The 20986-nt window shown below is 70.7% G+C and carries 18 protein-coding genes; 12 read left to right on the top strand and 6 right to left on the bottom strand.

The window, feature by feature from the left end:
• The first annotated feature begins 1 nt into the window (after window position 1).
• The 4 genes from SSQG_RS22280 to SSQG_RS22265 all read left to right on the top strand — a co-directional run bounded on the left by SSQG_RS22280 (window position 2) and on the right by SSQG_RS22265 (window position 4343).
• A complete protein-coding gene (locus SSQG_RS22280) occupies window positions 2-1234 on the top strand; it encodes an MFS transporter (RefSeq protein WP_003992095.1) in 1233 nt (410 codons plus the stop codon).
• A gap of 75 nt (window positions 1235-1309) precedes the next feature.
• Entirely contained in the window at window positions 1310-2566 is a 1257-nt protein-coding gene (locus tag SSQG_RS22275; protein WP_003992094.1) for an ATP-grasp domain-containing protein, read from the top strand.
• A 3-nt stretch (window positions 2567-2569) separates the two neighbouring features.
• On the top strand, window positions 2570-3829 hold the full coding sequence (locus tag SSQG_RS22270; RefSeq protein ID WP_003992093.1) for an ATP-grasp domain-containing protein: 1260 nt from the start codon (window positions 2570-2572) through the stop codon (window positions 3827-3829).
• 82 nt (window positions 3830-3911) lie between these two features.
• The gene (locus SSQG_RS22265; RefSeq protein ID WP_003992092.1) at window positions 3912-4343 is read left to right on the top strand and encodes a PPOX class F420-dependent oxidoreductase; all 432 of its coding nucleotides are present in this window, start codon (window positions 3912-3914) and stop codon (window positions 4341-4343) included.
• Window positions 4344-4380: 37 nt separating this feature from the next.
• Here the strand turns inward: SSQG_RS22265 and SSQG_RS22260 are convergent, their stop codons facing one another.
• The 4 genes from SSQG_RS22260 to SSQG_RS22245 all read right to left on the bottom strand — a co-directional run bounded on the left by SSQG_RS22260 (window position 4381) and on the right by SSQG_RS22245 (window position 8273).
• Window positions 4381-5796, bottom strand: coding sequence for a sensor histidine kinase (locus SSQG_RS22260; RefSeq protein ID WP_003992091.1), 1416 nt, complete (start codon window positions 5794-5796; stop codon window positions 4381-4383).
• Complete coding sequence (locus SSQG_RS22255; protein WP_003992090.1) at window positions 5797-6519, bottom strand: response regulator transcription factor; 723 nt, start codon at window positions 6517-6519, stop codon at window positions 5797-5799.
• Window positions 6520-6636: 117 nt separating this feature from the next.
• Window positions 6637-7713 (bottom strand): LLM class flavin-dependent oxidoreductase, encoded by a 1077-nt coding sequence (locus tag SSQG_RS22250; RefSeq protein ID WP_003992089.1) that lies wholly within the window; start codon window positions 7711-7713, stop codon window positions 6637-6639.
• A gap of 122 nt (window positions 7714-7835) precedes the next feature.
• Window positions 7836-8273, bottom strand: coding sequence for an ester cyclase (locus SSQG_RS22245; protein ID WP_039933392.1), 438 nt, complete (start codon window positions 8271-8273; stop codon window positions 7836-7838).
• Between the two features lie 125 nt (window positions 8274-8398).
• Between SSQG_RS22245 and SSQG_RS22240 the strand changes: the two genes are divergently transcribed.
• A complete protein-coding gene (locus SSQG_RS22240; RefSeq protein WP_003992087.1) occupies window positions 8399-9175 on the top strand; it encodes an SDR family NAD(P)-dependent oxidoreductase in 777 nt (258 codons plus the stop codon).
• A 10-nt stretch (window positions 9176-9185) separates the two neighbouring features.
• Here SSQG_RS22240 and SSQG_RS22235 read toward each other — a convergent pair whose 3' ends face one another.
• Complete coding sequence (locus SSQG_RS22235) at window positions 9186-10379, bottom strand: RtcB family protein (protein ID WP_003992086.1); 1194 nt, start codon at window positions 10377-10379, stop codon at window positions 9186-9188.
• 172 nt (window positions 10380-10551) lie between these two features.
• Here SSQG_RS22235 and SSQG_RS22230 point away from each other — a divergent pair, with 172 nt between their 5' ends.
• The 7 genes from SSQG_RS22230 (at window position 10552) to SSQG_RS22200 (ending at window position 19106) form a co-directional block, all read left to right on the top strand.
• A complete protein-coding gene (locus SSQG_RS22230; RefSeq protein WP_003992085.1) occupies window positions 10552-11412 on the top strand; it encodes a hypothetical protein in 861 nt (286 codons plus the stop codon).
• A gap of 133 nt (window positions 11413-11545) precedes the next feature.
• Complete coding sequence (locus tag SSQG_RS22225) at window positions 11546-12439, top strand: DUF3558 family protein (RefSeq protein ID WP_106434203.1); 894 nt, start codon at window positions 11546-11548, stop codon at window positions 12437-12439.
• 115 nt (window positions 12440-12554) lie between these two features.
• Window positions 12555-13856, top strand: a complete 1302-nt coding sequence (locus tag SSQG_RS22220) for a DUF2637 domain-containing protein (RefSeq protein ID WP_003992083.1) — start codon at window positions 12555-12557, stop codon at window positions 13854-13856.
• Window positions 13857-14203: 347 nt separating this feature from the next.
• The gene (locus SSQG_RS22215) at window positions 14204-15466 is read left to right on the top strand and encodes an ATP-grasp domain-containing protein (protein WP_003992082.1); all 1263 of its coding nucleotides are present in this window, start codon (window positions 14204-14206) and stop codon (window positions 15464-15466) included.
• Entirely contained in the window at window positions 15463-16662 is a 1200-nt protein-coding gene (locus tag SSQG_RS22210; RefSeq protein WP_003992081.1) for a hypothetical protein, read from the top strand. The genes SSQG_RS22215 and SSQG_RS22210 overlap by 4 nt, the downstream gene beginning before the upstream one ends.
• A 53-nt stretch (window positions 16663-16715) precedes the next feature.
• Window positions 16716-17990, top strand: a complete 1275-nt coding sequence (locus tag SSQG_RS22205) for a hypothetical protein (protein WP_244299221.1) — start codon at window positions 16716-16718, stop codon at window positions 17988-17990.
• Between the two features lie 24 nt (window positions 17991-18014).
• Complete coding sequence (locus SSQG_RS22200; RefSeq protein ID WP_244299219.1) at window positions 18015-19106, top strand: class I SAM-dependent methyltransferase; 1092 nt, start codon at window positions 18015-18017, stop codon at window positions 19104-19106.
• 70 nt (window positions 19107-19176) lie between these two features.
• Here the strand turns inward: SSQG_RS22200 and lysS are convergent, their stop codons facing one another.
• Window positions 19177-20925, bottom strand: coding sequence for a lysine--tRNA ligase (gene lysS, locus SSQG_RS22195; protein ID WP_003992078.1), 1749 nt, complete (start codon window positions 20923-20925; stop codon window positions 19177-19179).
• Window positions 20926-20986 lie beyond the last annotated feature (61 nt).

The following is a 20986-nucleotide window of genomic DNA, read 5'->3' as shown; positions in this document are numbered from 1 at the left end:
CATGAACATGAAAATGTATCGAAAGGTGCTGGCTCTGCCGGGCATCGGTCCGCTGATGCTCCTGGGCCTGTTCTCCAAGATCGCCGTGGTGGCGATCCCCGTGGTCCTCAACCTCGCGGTCGTCCTCGGTCTGGACCGCGGGTTCGGCGCCGCCGGCCTGGTCATCACGGCCTGGACGGTCGGCGTCGGCATCGGCGGCCCCCTCCAGGGCCGCATGATGGACCGCTACGGAGCCCGCCCGGTCCTGCTCGCCTCGGTCGCCGCGCAACTGCTGTTCTGGGGCTTCGGACCGCTGCTGCCCTACGAGGGGCTGGTGGCCGGCGCGGTCGCGGTCGGCCTGCTCAACCTGCCCGGCTTCGCCCTGGTGCGGCTGCGGCTGGCCGTCGCGGTCCCGGCCGAGGACCGCAACGCGGCCTTCGCCCTGGACGCCATGACGTCGAACATCTCGTACATGGTGGGCCCCGCCCTCGGTGTCACCGTCGCCACCGCCGTCTCCAGCACCGCCTCCATGCGCGGACTCGGCGTCATCGTCAGCCTCGCCGGGCTCGGGCTCGCCCTGCTCGACCCCGCGGTCCGGGCGACCACCCCGGACTCCGGCACCGACACCCCGGCGCCGAAGCCGACGTTCCGGGACTGGTTCACACCGGCCCTGGTGCCCGTACTCATGGCGACCACGGCCACCACCCTGGCCACCGCCGGTTACGAGACGGCCATCGTCGGCGGTCTGCGCGAGTCCGGCCAACTCGGGTTCTCCGGCGTGGTGCTGACCGTCTGCGGGTTCTGCTCGCTGATCGGCGCCCTCGTCTACGGCACCGTCAAACGGCCGCCCGGCTTCGCCGTCATCGCCGGTCTGGTGGGTCTCACCACCGTCGTCGGCGGCTTCGCGACGGGCCAGTGGTGGCTGCTCTGCCTGGCCATGGCGCTGCCGGCGGCCCTGTGCTCACCCGCGTTCGCCTCCACCGGCAGCGCGGCCAGCGCCCTCGCCCCGGAGGGGGCGCGCGGAGTGGTCATGGGCTGCTACAGCGCCGCCCTCACCGTCGGCAACAGCGTCGGGCCCGCGGTGTCCGGCGCGGTCCAGGACTCGGCGGGCCCGCGCTGGGCCTTCGTGGTGATCGGCCTGGCCGGTGCCGCCCTGTCCACGCTCGCCCTCCTCGGCACGACCTGGCTGGGCCGCCGGGCCGAGACCGCCGCGCCGCCGGAGCCGGACCGGGCCCTGGCCGACGCGAAGGCGTGACCCGGGGCGGCCACCGCGCCGCCCCGGCCACCCCGCCCCGACTTCACAACCCCCTGACGCAACAAGGAGCAGTGGATGAGCACCAAGGGTCACGTCGTCCTCGTCGACGCGTTCGGCACGGCACGGTTCTACCCGCCGGAGTTCCGCAAGGCCGGTTACGCGTGCGTGCGTGTGCAGAGCTCACCCGACCAGCCGGAGATCCTCGCCTCCGGGCTCGACCTGTCCCTCTACGAGGACAACATCCTCCACACCGGGGACTTCGAGGAGACGCTGCGCGCGGTGAGCGCCTACGAGCCGGTCGCCGTCATGGCCGGCCACGAGTTCGGCGTCCCGTTCGCCGACCGGCTCAGCGAGGCGCTGGGCCTGCCCACCAACGGCACCGCCCTCAGCGCGGCACGCCGCGACAAGTTCACGATGATCGAGACGATCAAGGCGGCGGGTCTGCGCGGCGCCCGTCAGCTGCGCGCCACCAGCGCCGACGAACTGGAGGCCTGGCACCGCGAACACGGCGGCCGGGTCGTCGTCAAGCCCCTCTCCAGCGCCGGCAACGACGGCATCCGGTTCTGCGACACCCCCGAGGACAGCGCCGCCGCGTTCCGCGAACTCACCGGCGCCGACAACCTGTTCTCCCGGATCAACGAGGGCGTCGTCGCCCAGGAGTACCTCTTCGGCGGCGAGTACATGGTCAACACCGTCAGCCGGGACGGCCGCCACCACGTCACGGACATCATCGCCACGTCCCGCCTCTCCGTGAACGGCGTGCACGACATCAGCAACTCCGTGCACCTGCTGCCCCGGCGCGGCGACGCCCAGGACCAGCTCGTCCCCTACGCGCTCAGCGTGCTGGACGCCCTCGGCGTGCGGCACGGCCCCGCCCACATCGAGCTGAAGCTCACCCCCGAGGGGCCGGTGCTGATCGAGATGGGCGCCCGCATCTGCGGCGGCGACCTGCCGTACTACGTCCGCCTCGCCACCGGCGAGTCCCCCTTCGACTGGGCCGTCGACGCCTACGTCCGCCCCGAGCGCTTCCACGAGCGCTACGAGCAGGACTACACGATCAAGCAGCACTTCGCCTCCGTCGGCCTGGTCTCGCCGACGACCGGGCAGCTCGCCGGACTCCGCCACATCGAGGAGATCAAGAAGCTCGAGAGCTTCTACGACTTCTCCCAGTTCGTCCCCGCCGGCGGCCGGCTCGTCCCCACCACCGACGACCTGACCTACGTCGGCTTCGTGCGGCTCTTCCACGAGATGCAGGAGGTCGTGATGCGCGACATCGGCACCATCCACTACCTCGACGGCGAGGGCATGTACGAGCTCGCCGGGGAGGAGTGAGCCATGACGGACCAGGGTGACGGCTCCACGAAGCCGCACATCGTCGTCGTCAACCGCTGGCGCGAGAGTTACGCGCGCTACGCCGAGTACGTGGACCACGCGACCCACCACGTCACCTACGTCAGCACCGAGGTCGGACTGCCCTCCGTCCCGGAGACCGCCGCCGACGTCGTCCTGGTCGACCGCACCGACGACCTGGACTCCGTCCGCGCCGCGGCCCGGCTGCTGGCCGCGCGGTTCGGGCCGCCGCGGGGCATCGTGGCGCTCAAGGAGGACGACCTGCTGGTCGCGGCGGCCCTGCGCGAGGAGTGGGACTGCCCGGGCCCGCGCACGGCCTTCCTGGAGCCGTTCCGCGACAAGTACCTGATGGCCACGGCGGTCGCCGAAGCCGGCCTCGACGTGCCCGACTTCGCGCTCGCGCCGGACCGGCGGACCATCGTGGAGTTCGGCCGGGAGCACGGCTGGCCGCTCGTGGTCAAACCGACCCGGGGCAGCTGCAGCGAGGGCGTCGTACGGCTCGACGGCCCCGAGGACGTACCCCGCCTGGAGTTCACCGGCGAGCCGTTGCTCGTCCAGCGCTTCCAGGCGGGCCGGATCTACCACGTCGACGGCGTCTTCACCGGCACGGACCTGCTGCACTGGACCGCGTCCCGGTACGTCAACACCTGCCTGGGCTTTCGCACCGGCAGCTTCCTCGGCTCGGTGGAGGAGGACGACCCGACCGTCCTCGCGGCCATCGGCGCCTACGCGGTGCGCTGCCTGCGGGCGCTCGCCGGGCAGGCCACCGTCTTCCACCTGGAGGTGTTCGTCGACACGGTCGCCGGCCGGCCGCACGTCAGCTTCCTGGAAGTGGGCGCCCGGGTCGGCGGCGCCGAGATCGCCTTCGTCTGGCGGGAGGTGCACGACTACGACCTGATGCACACGGCCTTCCGGCTCCAGCTGGACCGGCCCCTGCCGGCCGGCGCGCCCAAGCAGGACCGCGAGTTCGGCGGCTACCTGCTGATCCCGGCCCCGGCCGCACGCCCCTGCCGCATCACGGAGGTCACGCCGATGTCCGGCCGCACCCCCGGCCCGTACGCCGAGGCACTGCTCGACGTGGGCGAGGTGCTGCCGCTCGCGGACGCCTACTACGAGCACGTCGGCGGCCGGTTCCGGTTCCGCGGCCGCGGCAGCGGGGAGGTCGAAACCGCGCTGGCGGCCACGGCCACCGCGTTCCGTGTGGCGGCGGAGCCCGTGACGGTCGCGGACCCGGTCGCCGCATGACACCGCCCGGGCCCCCGGCACGATCGCCCTCGCCGGGGCCGGGACAGACCACGAACCACAGGGAGCGCGGCAGATGCACACGATGACCGACGAGCAGTGGCGGTCCTTCGTCCTGACCGGGACCCGCACCGCGAAGCTGGCCACCCACCGCAAGGACGGCCGGCCGCACGTCACCCCGGTGTGGTTCCTCCTGGACGAGGCCCCGGACGGCACCGTCCAGGTCCTCTTCACGACCTGGCACGCCTCGCTCAAGGCCAGGGCACTGCTGCGCTCCCCCCGCTTCGCGCTCTGCGTCGACGACCAGGAACCGCCCTACGGCTATGTGATGCTCGACTGCACGGCGCGGCTCACCCAGGACCCCGACGAGTTGCGCCCCTGGGCCACCCGCATCGGCGCCCGCTACATGGGCGAGGCCCGGGCGGAGCGGTACGGGGCCCGCAACTCGGTGCCCGGGGAGTACCTGGTGCGGGCGACGGTCCACGAGGTCGTGGCCTACGGCGGGATCGCGGATTAGGGGGGCTGCTCGCCGGTCCCTGCTCGCCGGTCCCTGGTCACGCTCCCCCGCCCACCGTGAAGCCGATCACCGTGCCGCCGCCCTCCCGGCGGTACGCGAAGGGTGCTCCGCCGTGCGCGAGCGCCACCTCACGGACGATGGACAGGCCCAGTCCGGAACCGGGCAGGGAGCGGGCGTCGGCGGCGCGGTAGAAGCGGTCGAAGACGCGGGCGAGGTCGTGGTCGGTGATGCCGGGGCCGCGGTCGAGGACCTCGATGCGGATCGTGCCGGGCCGGGCGGGCCCGGCGACGACCATCTCGACGGGGGCCGTGCCGCCCTGGTCGAACTTCACCGCGTTCTCCACCAGGTTGGACAGCGCCCGGGTCAGCATCCCGGGCCGCCCGTCCGTCGTGGTGTCGCCGCTCGCGCGCAGCACGATCCGCCGCCCGCTGCGGCGCCGGGCGAGAGCGGCGACCTCCTCCGCGATGTCGGCGACGTCCACCCGCTGCGGCGGCTCGGTGTCGGACTGCCCGGCCGCGAGGTCGACGAGCTCGTTGACCAGGTCGGTCAGCTCCCGGGCCTCCTGCCCGAGGTCGGCGACCAGTTCCTCGCGGGCCTCGGGCGGGAGCTCGTCGATCCGGCGGAGCAGGGAGATGTTCGTACGCAGGGAGGTCAGCGGTGTCCGCAACTCGTGGCCCGCGTCCTGGACCAGGCGGCGCTGGTCCTCCTCGGACTGGGCGAGCCGGCCCAGCATGCGGTCGAAGGCGCGGCCCAGCCGGCCCACCTCGTCGTGCCCGGCGACGGGCACCTGGATGCCGAGCCGCCGGGTGCGGGCGACGTCCTCGGCGGCGTCGGTGAGGACGACCAGACGGCGGGTGATCCGCCGGGCCAGCCACCAGCCGAACAAGCCGGCGCCGACCACCACGGCCGCCATCAGCACCAGCGTCCGCCGCTGGAGCGCCCGCAGCAGGTCCTCGACGTCGCTGAACTCCTGCGCGATCTGCACCGCGCCCCGGCCGCCGCCGAGGGAGACGGTCGCGACACGGTAGACGTCGTTGCCCACGTCGACGTCCTTGTGCTCGGCGACCCGCCCGGACGTCGACGCGGCGGCGATCCGCACGTCGGTACCGGTGACCGGCAGCCCCGGACTGCCCGGGTCGACGACATGCCCGTCCGGGCCGAGCACCTGCACATCGGTACGGGCGGGCCGGACCAGGTCGTGGCCGGGCGCGGCGGACGAGAAGTCGCCGGGCGACATGCGGTTGCCCCGCACCTCGTCCCGCAGGTCCTGCACGACCTCGTCGAACACCGTCTGCTGGTCCACCCGCACCAGCCGGGCCGCCGCGCTGTAGGACAGGATGCCGACCAGGATCGTCACGGCCGCCGTCACGGCCGCGAACGACACCGCGAACGTGGTCCGCAGCGAGACGAGCTTCGGCCGCCGCCCGCTCAGCAGCCGGCGGAGGCGGCCCACTCAGTCCTCCCGCAGCACGTAACCCACGCCGCGCACCGTGTGGATCAGCAGTGGCGCACCCGGCTCGTCGAGCTTGCGGCGCAGGTAGCCGACGTAGACGGCGAGGTTCTTCGAGCCGGGCCCGAAGTCGTAGCCCCAGATGCGGTCGTAGATCGTCGAGTGGTCGAGGACGATGCCGGCGTTGCGGACCAGCAGCTCCAGCAGCTCGAACTCGGTGCGGGTCAGCTCCAGCTCGCGCTCGCCCCGCCAGGCCCGGCGCGCCTGCGGGTCCATGCGGATGCCGGCGGCCTCCAGGAACCGCCCGGGGGCCGCCTTCGGTGCCTCCTCGGCCGCCGGGGCGCTGCCTGCCGCCACCGGGCTGGTGCGGCGCAGCAGGGCGCGCAGCCGGGCGAAGACCTCCTCGACGTCGAAGGGCTTCACGACGTAGTCGTCGGCGCCCGCGTCCAGGCCGGCGATCCGGTCGGCGGTCTCCACGAGGGCCGTCAGCATCAGCACCGGCGTCCGGTCGCCCTCGGCGCGCAGCACGCGGCACACCTGGAGCCCGTCGATGCCGGGCATCATCACGTCCAGGACGAGGACGTCCGGGCGGTTGCGGTGGGCCTGGGCCAGTGCCTCGACGCCGTCGGCGACCGCCATGACCTGGTAGCCCTCCAGGGTCAGGGCGCGCTCCAGGGCGTTGCGGATGGCGCGGTCGTCTTCGGCGAGCAGCACTGTTTGGGGCACGCGTCCAGTGTGCCGTGCCGCCAGGTCCCCGGGACCGGATGAGCTGCGCCGGTGCGTCCTTCTTACTCCTCTCTCACCACGGTGCGCGGGGTGGCCGGGCCGGGCCCCACCGTCCTCTCAGCCCCGGGCCGCGGCGAGCCTGGCCGCGTGCGTGGGGGCGTCCGGCACGTCCGCCGGGCGGCCGACGGCGAACTCCTTGCGCAGCACCGGTACGACCTCCTCGCCCAGCAGGTCGATCTGCTCCAGCACGGTCTTCAGCGGCAGTCCGGCGTGGTCGACCAGGAACAGCTGGCGCTGGTAGTCGCCGGCGTACTCGCGGAAGGCCAGCGTCTTCTCGATGACCTGCTGCGGGGAGCCGACGGTCAGCGGCGTCTGCTCCGTGAAGTCCTCCAGCGACGGCCCGTGCCCGTACACGGGGGCGACGTCGAAGTACGGCCGGAACTCGCGGACGGCGTCCTGCGCGTTCTTCCGCATGAACACGTGCCCGCCGAGCCCGACGATCGCCTGCTCGGGCGTGCCGTGCCCGTAGTGGGCGTAGCGGGTCCGGTACAGCTCGACCATGCGCTTGGTGTGGTCGGCCGGCCAGAAGATGTTGTTGTGGAAGAAGCCGTCGCCGTAGAACGCGGCCTGCTCGGCGATCTCCGGCGAGCGGATCGAGCCGTGCCAGACGAACGGGGGCACACCGTCCAGGGGCCGGGGGGTGGCCGTGAAGCCCTGCAGCGGTGTGCGGAACTTCCCCTCCCAGTCCACGCCCTCCTCGCGCCACAGGCGGTGCAGCAGGGCGTAGTTCTCGACGGCGAGCGGGATGCCCTGCCGGATGTCCTGCCCGAACCAGGGGTAGACGGGGGCGGTGTTGCCGCGCCCCAGCATCACGTCGACCCGGCCGTCGGCCAGGTGCTGGAGCATCGCGAAGTCCTCGGCGATCTTCACCGGGTCGCTGGTGGTGATGAGGGTGGTGGCCGTGGAGAGGACCAGGCGCTCGGTGCGGGCGGCGACGTAGCCGAGCATGGTGGTCGGGGACGACGGCACGAACGGCGGGTTGTGGTGCTCACCGGTGGCGAAGACGTCGAGCCCGGCCTCCTCGGCCTTCAGCGCGATGGCGACCATGGCCTTGATCCGCTCGCGCTCGGTCGGTGTCCGGCCGGTGGTCGGGTCGGGCGTGACGTCACCGACGCTGAAGATCCCGAACTGCATGGTCGCTCACCCTCCAGGTTGTTTACGCTTCAACGATACCTGGGGGAACCACGGCCGCCGCCGGAGCATTCCAGGAGGGATTCCCCTGACACCGCGAGTCGACCGAGCGGGCCCGAGGGGGCTCAGAACGGCTCGTCGGGCGGCAGCAGCCCCAACTGCCCCAGGAAATCCATCTCGTCGAAGTACAGCCGGTAGTCCACGATCCGCCCGTCCCGCACGGTGGCGATGTCCACCCCGCGGATCCGGATCTCCTTCTGCGTCGGCGGCAGCGTCTCGCCGTTGGGCAGTTCCAGCGGCCCGGTGTTGCGCCCGCTGAAGATCCCCTCGTCGATGGCCGTGTCACCGACCTCGTAGGTGTGCAGCGGCTGGAACGTCGCCTCGGGGACCGCCTCCGTCATCCCCCGCCAGTACTCGACGATGTCGTCACGCCCGCGCAGCTCGCCCTCGTCAGGGGTGAAGGCGACCGCGTCCTCGGCGTACAGCTCGGCGATGACCTTCAGATCGGCGTGCGTGGTGATCGCGTCCGTGAGCCGGTCCATGACCTCACGTGCCTCGCCCATGATCCACCTCCAGGAAAGCCCAGGAACCAGGGGACCACCCCCATTCTCCCACCGCGGGCCCCGCCTATCCTGGCCGGACGTACTGCCGCACCAGCCGGCCCGCACCCCACGCCCGAGGAGCTCCCATGGCCACCGCCGCCCCGTCCGCAGCCTCCCGCATCGCCGTCGTCACCGGTGCGAGCAGCGGAATCGGCGCCGCCACGGCCCGGCAGCTCGCCGCGGCGGGCTACCGCGTCGTCCTGACCGCCCGCCGCAAGGACCGCATCGAGGCACTGGCGGAGGAGATCAACAAGGCGGGCCACAAGGCCACGGCGTACGCCCTCGACGTCACGGACCGCGCGGCGGTCGACGAGTTCGCCACGGCCTTCCAGACGATCGGCGTCCTGGTCAACAACGCGGGCGGGGCGCTCGGCGCCGACCCGGTCGCGACCGGCGACCCGGCCGACTGGCGCCAGATGTACGAGACGAACGTCATCGGCACCCTCAACCTCACCCAGGCCCTGCTGCCCAAGCTGGTCGCGAGCGGCGACGGCACGGTCGTGGTCGTCTCCTCCACCGCCGGCCACGGCACCTACGAGGGCGGCGCGGGCTACGTCGCCGCCAAGCACGGGGCCCACGTCCTGGCCGAGACCCTCCGCCTGGAGATCGTCGGCCAGCCGGTCCGCGTCATCGAGATCGCCCCCGGCATGGTCAAGACGGACGAGTTCGCCCTGACCCGCTTCGGCGGCGACACGGAGAAGGCGGAGAAGGTCTACCAGGGCGTCGCCGAGCCCCTCACCGCCGACGACGTGGCCGACACCATCACCTGGGCGGTCACCCGCCCCGCCCACGTCAACGTCGACCTCCTGGTCCTCCGCCCCCGCGCCCAGGCGTCGAACACGAAGGTGCACCGGGAGTCGTAGAGCCGGCGGGTCACCCCTTGACGCAGACGACCTGCTTGAGCTTCGCCACGACCTCCACCAAATCCCGCTGCTGGTCGATGACCTGCTCGATGGGCTTGTAGGCGCCCGGGATCTCGTCCACCACTCCGGAGTCCTTGCGGCACTCCACGCCCCGGGTCTGCTCCTCCAGGTCCTTCGTCGAGAACCGGCGCTTGGCCGCGTTGCGGCTCATCCGCCGGCCCGCGCCGTGCGACGCGGAGTTGAAGGCCTTCTCGTTGCCGAGGCCCTTCACGATGTACGAACCCGTGCCCATGGAGCCCGGGATGATCCCGTAGTCGCCGGAGCCGGCCCGGATCGCGCCCTTGCGGGTCACGAGCAGGTCCATCCCGTCGTAGCGCTCCTCGGCCACGTAGTTGTGGTGTGCGCTGATCTCCGGCTCGAAGGCCGGCTTCGCCTTCTTGAACTCCTTGCGGATGACGTCCTTCAGGAGCGCCATCATGATCGAGCGGTTGTACTTCGCGTACTCCTGCGCCCAGAACAGGTCGTTGCGGTACGCCGCCATCTGCGGGGTGTCCGCGACGAAGACGGCGAGGTCGCGGTCGACCAGGCCCTGGTTGTGCGGGAGCTTCTGGGCGATGCCGATGTGGTGCTCGGCCAGTTCCTTGCCGATGTTGCGGGAACCGGAGTGGAGCATGAGCCAGACAGAACCGGTCGTATCCGTGCAAACTTCGACGAAGTGATTCCCGGATCCGAGCGTCCCCATCTGCTTCGTGGCACGTTCCTGACGGAACTTGACCGCTTCGGCAATGCCGTCGAACCGCCCCCAGAACCCCTCCCAGCCGGCCGTACCGAACCCGTGCAGCCGCCCGGGGTCGACGGGATCGTCATGCATCCCCCGCCCCACCGGAATCACCTGCTCGATCCGCGACCGCAGCCGCGACAGGTCCCCGGGCAGGTCGTTCGCCGTCAGGGACGTCTTCACCGCCGACATGCCGCAGCCGATGTCGACACCCACCGCCGCCGGGCACACCGCACCCTGCATCGCGATGACCGAGCCGACCGTCGCGCCCTTTCCGTAGTGCACGTCGGGCATGACCGCCAGGCCCTTGATCCAGGGCAGCGTGGCGACGTTCTGGAGCTGCTGGAGCGCCGAGCCCTCGACCGTGGCCGGGTCGGCCCACATCCGGATCGGCACCTTCGCACCCGGCACCTCTACATACGACATAGCGCCCTCAATCCCCCGTAAAACGAACAGAAGTCCTCAACCGCAAATACCGGCGCCAAGGTCGATGAAAGGGAATCCGGACCGGCGTCCACGGCAGTGCGTGCGATACACATTGTGTCCATCGGCCGCCCCGCGGCGGCAAGCCAATATCCGTGCCGAGAGGAGCCTCCACGTGCAACGGAAGGCGTACGCACCCGCTATCGCCGCGCTCCTCGCCGCCCTGCTCGCCGGCTGCACCGGCAGCTCGGACGACGGCGGCCCGGCGGACGACTCCAACCCGGGCGACACGGGCACGGCATCGGCCGCCGCCGAGCCGGGCCGCTACCGCACACTCCCCGAGCCCTGCACCGCGGTCGGCCACGGCACCCTCGACGAACTCCTGCCCGGCATCCGGCAGATCAGCGACGCGGAACAGCGCGAGAAGGCGTACGAGGGCGAGGCGACGGTCACCTTCGACAACGACCGCAAGGTCGGCTGCCAGTGGAAGGTCGACGGCCCGCAGGCCACCGACCATCTGCAGATCGACTTCGAACGGGTCGTCTCCTACGACAGCGCGGTCAGCGGCGACAGCCAGGCCGAGCAGCTCTACGCCGAGAAGGAGGCGGCGGCCCACCTCCCCGAGCCGACCGCCACCGAGTCCGCCGTGACGGACAGCACCCCGGCCGGCGGTTCCTCCGCCGCCCCGAGCGGTTCCTCCGCCGCTCCGAGCGGTTCCTCCGCCGAGTCCTCTCCCTCAGGCACCGCCTCACCCTCGCCGTCCACGTCCACCGCCCCGAGCGTCGCCCCGACCGAGCTCCAGCCGCGCGTCCTCGAGGACCTCGGGGAGGAGGCCTTCATCGACGACGAGCTGAGCAGCTCCGGTTCGACGGCCAAGCAGCGGACGGTGACTGTGGCGTTCCGCACGTCCAACGTCATCGTGACCATCGAGTACATCGAGCAGCCGGCCACCGTCGGCATCGTCCCGGACAGCAAGGAATTGCAGGACAGGGCCCAGAAACTGGCCTCTCAGCTGGCCGATTCGCTGGGCGACTGAGCCCCCTTCACGCCCCCTTCACGCACACCCGCAAAGCACCCGAAGGAAGAACACACCACGGCCTCAGCGCGTACGGTGACCACTCGGACCCGTTCCGACCGCAGGAACCACGAGCGTCATGAGTGAAGGAACCATGCAGCGACGAGTACAGCGTGACCAGCGAGACCAGCGAGACCAGCGAGCGAAGCGACTCAACCGCGTCCTTGTCTGCGCGGCCGCCGTTCCCGTGATGCTGGTCGCCGCCGGCTGCTCCTCGGACTCCGGCTCCGGCGACAGCACGGACAAGGCGGCGAACGCCGCCGCCTCGGCGTCCGCGAGCCCGTCGCCGACCGTGAAGGCGGCGGCGTACGGCAAGCTCCCGGAGCCCTGCAAGGTGCTGTCGAAGAAGACGCTGAAGGACCTCGTCCCGGAGGGCAAGTCCGGCAAGGAGGGCAAGTCGGACGACATCTCGACGCGCGCCGGCTGCTCCTGGAACAGCCTCGACAACAACGGCGTGAAGGGCTCGCAGTTCCGCTGGCTGAACGTGTCGATGCTGCGCTTCGAGTCGGACGCCACGCGCGGCCCGGCCGACAAGCTGGCCCAGGAGTACTACGCCAAGCAGGTCCAGGACGCCCAGAGCGTGGAAGGCGCCAAGAGCACCAAGTCGGAGCCGGTGACCGAGATCGGTGACCAGGCGACGGCGGTGCGCTACGACCTGAAGAAGAAGGAAGGCACCTTCAAGCAGCAGACGGTCGTGGCACGCGTCGAGAACGTCGTCGTCACGCTCGACTACAACGGCGCGGGTCTGGCCGGCGACAAGGCGCCGAGCGCCGGCGACCTGACGAAGGACGCGAAGAAGGCCGCCAAGGAGGCGGTCGAGGCCGTGTCCGAGGCGAACGGCGGGGGCGGCAAGGCCGGCGGTGCCCCCTCTCAGTCCCCGTCGAAGTCGGCCTCGAAGCCGGCCGCCGGAGCCTCGAAGGAGGCCTCGGAGGAGGCCTCTTCGTCCCCGTCGAAGTCGTCCTCCGAGAAGCCCGCGTCGAAGAGCTGAACACCGCCGACCGGAACCGGCCACCCGTCCTCCGCACACATGTGCCACCCTGTTGCGCGCAACAGCACGCAAGGGGAGGGAGTAACGGGTGGCCGCGCCACTGCAACTGACTCGGATGCACCGCGTTCTCATCGGCGTGGTCGTGGCCGGCGCCGTGATCATCGCCGGTATCGGCTTCGCCGGTTCGTACGCGGCGGTCCGCGAGTTGGCCCTCAAGAAGGGCTTCGGGAACTTCTCCTACGTCTTCCCGATCGGCATCGACGCGGGCATCTGCGTCCTGCTGGCCCTGGACCTGCTCCTCACCTGGATCAGGATCCCGTTCCCCCTCCTGCGTCAGACGGCCTGGCTGCTGACGGCGGCGACGATCGCCTTCAACGGCGCGGCGGCCTGGCCGGATCCGCTCGGTGTCGGCATGCACGGAGTGATCCCGATCCTCTTCGTGGTCTCGGTCGAGGCGGCCCGCCACGCGATCGGCCGGATCGCCGACATCACGGCCGACAAGCACATGGAGGGCGTCCGCCTCACCCGCTGGATGCTCTCCCCCGTGCCGACGTTCCTCCTCTGGCGCCGCATGAAGCTCTGGGAGCTCCGCTCCTACGAACAGGTCATCAAGCTGGAGCAGGAACGTCTCGTCTACCAGGCCCGCCTGCGCAGCCGCTTCGGCCGCGCGTGGCGGCGCAAGGCCCCGGTCGAGTCCCTGATGCCCCTGCGGCTGGCCCGCTACGGCGTCCCCCTGGCGGAAACGGCCCCTGCGGGCCTCGCGGCGGCGGGGATCGAACCGGCCCTGATACCGCCGGCCCCGCAGCAGGCTCTGGACGCGGCGGGACCGAAGACGCTGGCGGCGAACTCCGCCCCCGCCCCCGCTGCGGGCAGTCGTGCCGCTGCGGCAGGGGTGGGCGCGGCGGCACCCACCAGTGGGCAGCGTCCGGAGCTCGACAGCGGCCCCCACGCGGAGCACCTGGACAGCGAACCCGAGCCGGAGCCGGACCAGAGCCCCTGGTTCAACACCCCTCGCGATGTCGAGTACCAGGGCGGCTACGACCCGGCCTACGACCCCGACCAGTACGCGCAGTGGATCGCCGAGCCCTCGCAGGCCGAGCGGCACCTCGACCAGCCGCAGGAGACTCTCTCCCCGGAGGACACCGGCAGCTTCCCCATCCCGGTGGGCCCCAACCGCACCCGCGAACTGGGCGACGGCGGCGGGACACCCCCCGCACCCGCCCCGGCGCCGGACGAGGAGTCCTACTACCAGGTCTTCAAGCAGTCGATCAACGGCAGTTACCCCACCCCGCGTGAACTCATCGACAACGTGGGCGCGGAGTTCGGTATCGCCCTTGCCCCGGACGAGGCCAAGCGCATGGTCAACCGCTTCACGAACCGCCACAACGCGGAACTGGAAGAAGACCACATCGCGTAGAGGACCACATCGCGTAGAAGGCGACAACGCGTAGACGACCGCATCGCACCGCCGCCGGTAATTCCGGCGGCAGCGTTCATTTCACGCCACATCCGAAAACAATCCCTTGCGCTTCCGCGAGACGCGTGGCTACGATCCAGCGGCGGAAGCGGGGGATCATGCAGGAATTTTACTGACACGCCGGTAGAGATGATATGAGCTCGCCGCACGTTGACTGCGGCGCCCCTCTCGGCGATGAATTCTTTCACTTTTCTTACCCAACTCCCGGCGACGTTTATCCAGTTCGGACGTCGCTCGGCGGGGGATTTATGGAAGTTGGGGGTTCGTGATCCATGCAGCCATCATCCATGCGGTCTCATGAATATGTACTCCTGCTGGGAGCCGACCAGTACCTGAGGGAGCGGGCGTTCTCGGGGGCCAAACAGGCTGCCGATCTCCCCGTCTGGGCCGCGGCGGAGGATCCGGTACGCAGGCCGAACCGCACGTTCGACCACATGCTGCCGGCCGACCCCAAGGACCCGGAGTCCCTGCTGCGGGCGATCCGCGCGCACTCCGCCCGCGGCCTGCACCCCCGTGTCGTGGTCCCGCTCAACGACTGGACGCTGGACGCGGCGAACACCGTGAACCGCGAGCTGGGCCTCGGCGGACTGGACGCCACGGCGGTCACCAACGCCCGGAACAAGCACGCGATGAAGCGGGCCCTGCTGGCCGGCGGTGTGCGCACGCCCCGCTCCGCGCTGGTGCGGTCCGAGCCGGAGCTGCTCGACGCGGTCGAGGCCATCGGACTGCCGGTGGTCATCAAGCCGTACGACTTCGGCGGCAGCGGCGGCGTCGTCCTGGCCACCACGCGCGAGGAGGCGATCGCCGGTCTCGCGGAGTCGAAGGCCGTCATCGCCCAGTACGGCGCGGCGTTCGGCATCCTCGGCGACAAGTACCTCGTGGAGCGGTTCGTCGACTCCGACGACGAGGTGTCCGTCGAGGTGCTCTGCGGTGCGGGGCGGGCGCAGGTCCTCGCCGTCACGGAGAAGTACCTGTCCCCCCGGCCCTGGTTCGCCGAGCTCGCGCATCTGGTGCCGAGTCACCGCACCGGGGACCCGGTGCTGACCGAGCTCGCGGTCCAGGCCTGCGTCGCGCTGGGCATCGACCGCGGTCTCGCCCATGTGGAGATCAAGTTCGATGCGGACGGGACGCCGTGGGTGATCGAGGTGGCCGCCCGGCCGGGCGGTGACGGGATCATGGACCAGGTGGAGCGGGCCTACTCGCTCAACCCCTACCGGCTGCACGTCGGTTCGTATCTCGGCCAGGACCTCCTCGACGTCGTCGCCGCCGCGGTACCCGTCAAAACCTCGGCGATCGCGTTCCTCAAGGCCGCGCCGGGACGGATCGAGGACGTCCTGGACGGCAAGCCGCTGCCGCCCGAGGTGCGCGCCCTCAACATCAGCGCCCGGCCCGGCGACCTCTCCCACGCCGCCAAGAACTGGAGCACCCGGGAGGGCCTCGTCGAACTGGAGTGGGACCAGCTGTTCTCCGCGAAGACGCCGCTTCCGGTGGCCCTGGCGAAGGAACTGTCCGACCAGATCTTCGTGACGGGCGAGGCGGCCGGGGAGTGAAGCGGTACACGCTCTGCTCGGGGTTCTACCGCTTCTTCAACGGTGTCGTGCTGCTGCTCCTGAACTGGCACATCGCCTCCGCGCAGGGCGGCGGCTACGACGCGCTGGCCATCTCCACCACGCTCTCGTTCGTCCCCGCGGTGTTCGTTCCGCCGCTGATCCGCTTCACACCGGTCACCGGCGGGGCCAGGACGACCGCCGTGGGGCTCGCCGGGGTCTGCCTGACCCTGCTGGCGATCGCGGCCTGCTACAGCCAGGTGCAGGCGGTCGTCGCGCTGAACTTCGTCCTGTGGATCTTCTTCTTCTATCTGGAGTCGACCTGGGAGGTCTGGTTCAACGACGAGGCGGCCGGGCTCGACGGTGTCGCCCTGCGCAAGCAGAGCTCGCTGACCATGACCGTCAACCAGGTCGCGCTCATGGTGGGCCCGCTGTTCACCCCGCTGTTCACCCGCGTGCTCCCGGCCGCGTGGGTGCTGGTCGTCTGCGCCGGTCTGTTCGCCGTCGTCGCGGTGTTCAGTCTCGGCTCGCGGCACGCCCCGGCCGCCACCGAGGAGGCGGCCGGGCAGGCCGGGCCGGACACGACCGGCAACCTCGGCGCCCGGTACCTCCTCGCCTTCCTGCTCGTCTGGCCCATCCTGGGCACGTTCAACCTCATGCTGCCGTTGCAGGCCCTCGCGCACGGCAAAAGCATGCTCACCGTCGGAATCCTGGACATGCTTCTCGGAATCGGAATGGCCGTCGCCGGAACGTTCCTGCACCGCCTGACGAAAAGCGTCGCCCTGCGCTGGATACTGACGGGAGCCGCCGCGGCGGTGGCCCTGGCCATGGCCGTCTGGATTGCCGTCCCGGTATTCGGAGCGCCGCAGATGGTCGCCATCTTCGCACTCGGATGCGCTTTCGGTTCGCTGCGTGTGATCCTCCGCTCCGAAGCGGCATCGCATTTCACGCCCCGCCAGGTCGGCGCGATCGTGGCGAATGCGAACGCCTGCTCCCTTCTGCTGCTGGCCGCCGTGCTCGCGGGCGGACGGCTCTTCTCCGAGCAGATATGGCTTGCCCCGTTCGTCCTGACGCTGCTGCTCGTCCTGTCGTTCCACGCGATTCACAGGGCCCGGAAGAGCAACGCCCAGAAGAGCGAGGCGCAGAAGAGCGAGCCCCAGAACGGTCGATTCGTACCGACGGAGGTGTCCGAACCATGACAGTGCTCACCGATTCCCGAGGCGTTCCACATCCTGTGGAGAATCCTTCGGACATGGAGTGGGTGGAGAGCGCGATCATCCAACTGGTCTCCATGAAACTGGACCACGAACGATGTCGTGCCTCCGGCCTCTCCGCCACGCCCGTGCCGGTCCGGCTCATGCTCGCCGTGGACCTGCTGTGCTCCATGGAACGCCCGGCGGTCGCTCAGGCCGCGGCGCTCCGGGACTCCGTGCTGGAGAACGGCCCGGCCGACGCGCGGACCACCGCCCTGCTCTCCGCCCTCGGCTTCTGGACCACCGGGGACCTGGTCGCCGCCCGCAACGGCTTCCAGACCCTCGTCGACACGTATCCCGGGGACGCGGTCTCGGTCTTCGCCGTGCACATGCTCGACTTCTTCATCGGCGACGGACCCCACATGCTGGCGTCCATCGCCCAGGCCGTGACGGGCTTCGCCACCGACGACCCCGTCATCGGCTACCTGCACGGCCTGCACGGCTTCTCGCTCGAGGAGAACGGGCACATCGACGCGGCGATCGAACGCTGCCGCACCGCGCTGGAGCTGAACCCCGACGACATCTACGCCATGCACGCGATGGTGCACTGCCTCTACGAGACGGGCCGCCACGAGGAGGGGTCCCGCTACATCCGGGACTACATGCGCGGCCGGGACGCCTCGACCCCCATGCGGATCCACGTCTGGTGGCACTACGCGCTGTTCGAGCTCCACGCCGGCAACATCCAGGAAGTCCTGGCGTGCTACCGCTTCGCCATCCGCCGCAAGACCTCACCGCGGTCCGCCGAGGACCTGGACGCCGTCACCCTGCTCTGGCGGCTCGCCCTGATCAGGCCGTCGCTCGACCTCTCCGCCTACTGGCGCTCGCTCTTCCAGGACTGGGAGCCCTACCTGGAGGAGAACTGGTACCTCTTCAACGACTTCCACGCGTACCTCACCTACTGCCAGGCCGGCGAGTACGGCCACGCCGACGCGCTCCTGGAAGCGGTCCTGGCACGCGGCAAGGAGGTGCCGGAGGAAATGGTCGACATCTTCCTCGGCTTCCGTTCCTTCACCACCGGCGACTACGCCGACGCCGCGACCCGGCTGGCCAGGTCCTTCGGCCAGTCGTACCCGATGGGCGGCAGCAACGCCCAGCGCGACGTCGTCGAACACACCGCCGTCGAGGCCGCCCTGCGCTGCGGCAACCACGAACTCGCGCACCACATCCGCGAGACCGGCAGGGTCTTCCGGCACCAGAGCCCCGTACTCCGGGAGTACGGGGACCGCCTCGCGGCCCTGGTGTCTCCGCTGTCCACGCACGATCACCCATAGGCACGACACACAGGGGGCAATGAAGTGAGTCTGTACCGAGCGATACTCGAGGAATCCGCACCCACCGGCCTGGCACCGACCACGATCGAACTCGCCGACCGCACCACCGTGTGGCAGCTGGACGGCTCGGCCGGCTTCGCCGCCAAGGTGACCCGGGGCCGAGCGGCCGTCTTCGTCTGCGACAAGGCCGGCGCGCTGACCCTGGACGCGCTGAAGGAGTGTTGCGCGCCCTTCGGGGTCGGTGAGGCGGTCGAGTGCGACGCGTCGCAGTACCTGCTGGTGATCGGGCTGGTCGACGCCACCGCGCTCATGGCGCTGGGCACGGACGTCACGGCGTCCCCGGTGGAGTTCTCGCCCACCAGCGACGACGTACGGACCATCGTCGGCACGCTCGACGCCTACTACTACGGCTACGAGGACCGCTACCGGACCGTCTACGACAACGGCGCCCAGCTGTGGGAGTCGGCGGAGCCGAACGCCTCGCTCCGTCTGATGATCGAGAAGCGGCCGGACATCTTCGCGGGACGGATCATCGACCTGGGCTGCGGCGAGGGCCGCGACTCGCTGTACCTGCTGTCGCAGGGGTACGACGTCACCTCGGTCGACGTCTCCCACTCGGCGCTGGCCCGGGCGCGGGAGCGGGCCGCCGCCGCGGGGCTGGACGCCTCGGGGTTCATGGAGCGCGACATCATCTATCTGCGCGGCCTCGACGCGGGCAGCTTCGACCTCGCCATGAACATGGGCTGCCTCCACATGCTCGTCGACGACGAGCAGCGGGCCCGTCACATCTCGCGCGTCTTCGACATCCTCCGCCCCGGGGGCCACTTCGTCGTGGACCACTGCGCGAGCGAGTGGGGGAAGGGCTTCTTCTCCATCCCGGACTACGCGGAGGTCTCCGCCGATCTCGTGCCGGGCCGGGTGATCTCCCGGCGGATCCGGGTCGAGGACGGCGAGAAGAACATCGGCCTGGAGGTGCTCCCCTACGCGGAGCGGTCCGGTGACGCCCTGGCCGAGGAGATCGGCCGGCACGGCTTCCGCCTGGTGAGCAGCACGCTCACCGACACGGAGGCGTTCGGCTCGTCGACGATGCTGCTGTTCCAGAAGCCGGCGGCCTGACAGAGCGGCGGCCTGACGGGGAAACCTGACAGAGAAAGAGGGGCCCTCACAGGTGAGGGCCCCTCTTCGCTCACTCCCCGAGCAGTGCGCGCACCCGCTCCTGCCCGACCGCCAGCAGCAGCGTGGGCAGCCGCGGCCCGGTGTCCCGTCCCACCAGCAGGTGGTACAGCAGCGCGAAGAACGACCGCTGCGCGGTCTTGATCTCCGGGGGCAGTTCCTTCGGCGTCGCGTCGGCCGGGAACCCGGCCTGCACCTTCGGCACGCCGTAGACGAGGTGGGTCAGCCCGTCCAGCGACCAGTGGTCGGCGAGCCCGTCCAGCAGCAGCCGCAGCGACTGGAGCCCCTGCTCGTCGAGCGACTTCAGCAGCTCGGCGTCCGGCTCGTCCCGCACGATCGTCCGCTGGTCGGCGGGCACGTGCGTGTTGATCCAGGCCTCGGCCTTGTCGTACCGCGGCCGCGCCTCCTCCAGCGAGGTCAGCGGCTGCTCCGGGTCCAGCTCGCTGAGGATGCGCAGCGCCTGGTCCTCGTGCCCGGCGGTGATGTCCGCGACGGACGCCAGCGTCCGGTACGGCAGCGGCCGGGGCGTCCGGGGCAGCTCACCGGCGGCCGTGCCCACCGCACGCGCGTGCGCGGCGGCGTCGGCCGGCAGCACGCTGCCGTCGGCGACCTTGGCGTCCAGCCGGTCCCACTCGTCGTAGAGCCGCTGGATCTCCTGGTCGAAGGCGACCTTGAAGGACTGGTTGGGCCTGCGCCGCGCGTACAGCCAGCGCAGCAGCTGCGGCTCCATGATCTTCAGGGCGTCCGCCGGGGTCGGCACGCCGCCCCGCGAGGACGACATCTTCGCCATGCCGCTGATGCCGACGAACGCGTACATCGGCCCGATCGGCTGCTTCCCGCCGAAGATCCCGACGATCTCTCCGCCGACCTGGAACGACGACCCGGGAGAGGAGTGGTCGACACCGCTCGGCTCGAACACGACACCCTCGTACGCCCACCGCATCGGCCAGTCGACCTTCCAGACCAGCTTGCCGCGGTTGAACTCGCTCAGCCGGACCGTCTCGGAGAAGCCGCACGCGGTGCAGGCGTACGTCAGCTCCGTGGAGTCGTCGTCGTAGGACGTGACGGTGGTGAGGTCCTTCTCGCAGTTGCCGCAGTACGGCTTGTACGGGAAGTACCCGGTGGAGCCGGAGCTGCCGTCGTCCTCGGCGGCCGCGCCGGAGCCCTCGGCGGCCTCCAGCTCGGCCTCGTCGACCGGCTTCTGCCCCTGCTGCTTCTTGGCGGGGGCCTTCTTCGTCCGGTACTGGTCGAGGATCGCGTCGATGTCGCCGCGGTGCTTGATGGCGTGCAGGATCTGCTCGCGGTACACGCCGGAGGTGTACTGCGCGGTCTGGCTGATCCCGTCGAACTCCACGCCCAGCTCGGCCAGCGACTCGATCATCGAGGCCTTGAAGTGCTCGGCCCAGTTCGGGTACGAGGAGCCCTTCGGCGCCGGGACGGAGGTCAGCGGCTTGCCGATGTGCTCCTGCCAGGCCTTCTCGTCGACCCCGGCGATGCCCTTGGGCACCTTGCGGTACCGGTCGTAGTCGTCCCAGGAGATCAGGTGGCGCACCTGGTGCCCCCGCCGCCGGATCTCGTCCGCGACGAGGTGCGGGGTCATGACCTCGCGCAGGTTCCCGAGGTGGATGGGCCCGGACGGTGAGAGCCCGGACGCGACGACGACGGGTTTGCCCGGGGCCCGACGCTCCGACTCCTCGATGACCTCATCCGCGAAACGGGAGACCCAGTCGGTGGTCTCGGTGCTCTGAGCCACGATCGGCACGTCCTTCTTTCCTCATCGGGCAGCCGGTACGGTCGCACGGCTGACCGCCCCATTGTCCCAG

Source organism: Streptomyces viridochromogenes DSM 40736 (assembly GCF_000158955.1).
Classification (GTDB): Bacteria; Actinomycetota; Actinomycetes; order Streptomycetales; family Streptomycetaceae; genus Streptomyces; species Streptomyces venetus.
The sequence above is the reverse complement of the archived record's forward strand: the minus strand, read 5'-3'. Positions and strand labels throughout refer to the sequence as shown.

Excerpts from the sequence above, each read along its gene's own strand:
- SSQG_RS22275 (WP_003992094.1), top strand. The coding sequence starts at position 1,310 with ATGAGCACCAAGGGTCACGTCGTCCTCGTCGACGCGTTCGGCACGGCA.
- SSQG_RS22215 (WP_003992082.1), top strand. The coding sequence starts at position 14,204 with ATGCGGTCTCATGAATATGTACTCCTGCTGGGAGCCGACCAGTACCTG.
- SSQG_RS22235 (WP_003992086.1), bottom strand. The coding sequence starts at position 10,379 with ATGTCGTATGTAGAGGTGCCGGGTGCGAAGGTGCCGATCCGGATGTGG.
- SSQG_RS22240 (WP_003992087.1), top strand. The coding sequence starts at position 8,399 with ATGGCCACCGCCGCCCCGTCCGCAGCCTCCCGCATCGCCGTCGTCACC.
- SSQG_RS22250 (WP_003992089.1), bottom strand. The coding sequence starts at position 7,713 with ATGCAGTTCGGGATCTTCAGCGTCGGTGACGTCACGCCCGACCCGACC.
- SSQG_RS22280 (WP_003992095.1), top strand. The coding sequence starts at position 2 with ATGAACATGAAAATGTATCGAAAGGTGCTGGCTCTGCCGGGCATCGGT.
- SSQG_RS22220 (WP_003992083.1), top strand. The coding sequence starts at position 12,555 with ATGCACCGCGTTCTCATCGGCGTGGTCGTGGCCGGCGCCGTGATCATC.
- SSQG_RS22245 (WP_039933392.1), bottom strand. The coding sequence starts at position 8,273 with ATGGGCGAGGCACGTGAGGTCATGGACCGGCTCACGGACGCGATCACC.
- SSQG_RS22225 (WP_106434203.1), top strand. The coding sequence starts at position 11,546 with ATGCAGCGACGAGTACAGCGTGACCAGCGAGACCAGCGAGACCAGCGA.
- SSQG_RS22205 (WP_244299221.1), top strand. The coding sequence starts at position 16,716 with ATGGAGTGGGTGGAGAGCGCGATCATCCAACTGGTCTCCATGAAACTG.
- SSQG_RS22265 (WP_003992092.1), top strand. The coding sequence starts at position 3,912 with ATGACCGACGAGCAGTGGCGGTCCTTCGTCCTGACCGGGACCCGCACC.
- SSQG_RS22270 (WP_003992093.1), top strand. The coding sequence starts at position 2,570 with ATGACGGACCAGGGTGACGGCTCCACGAAGCCGCACATCGTCGTCGTC.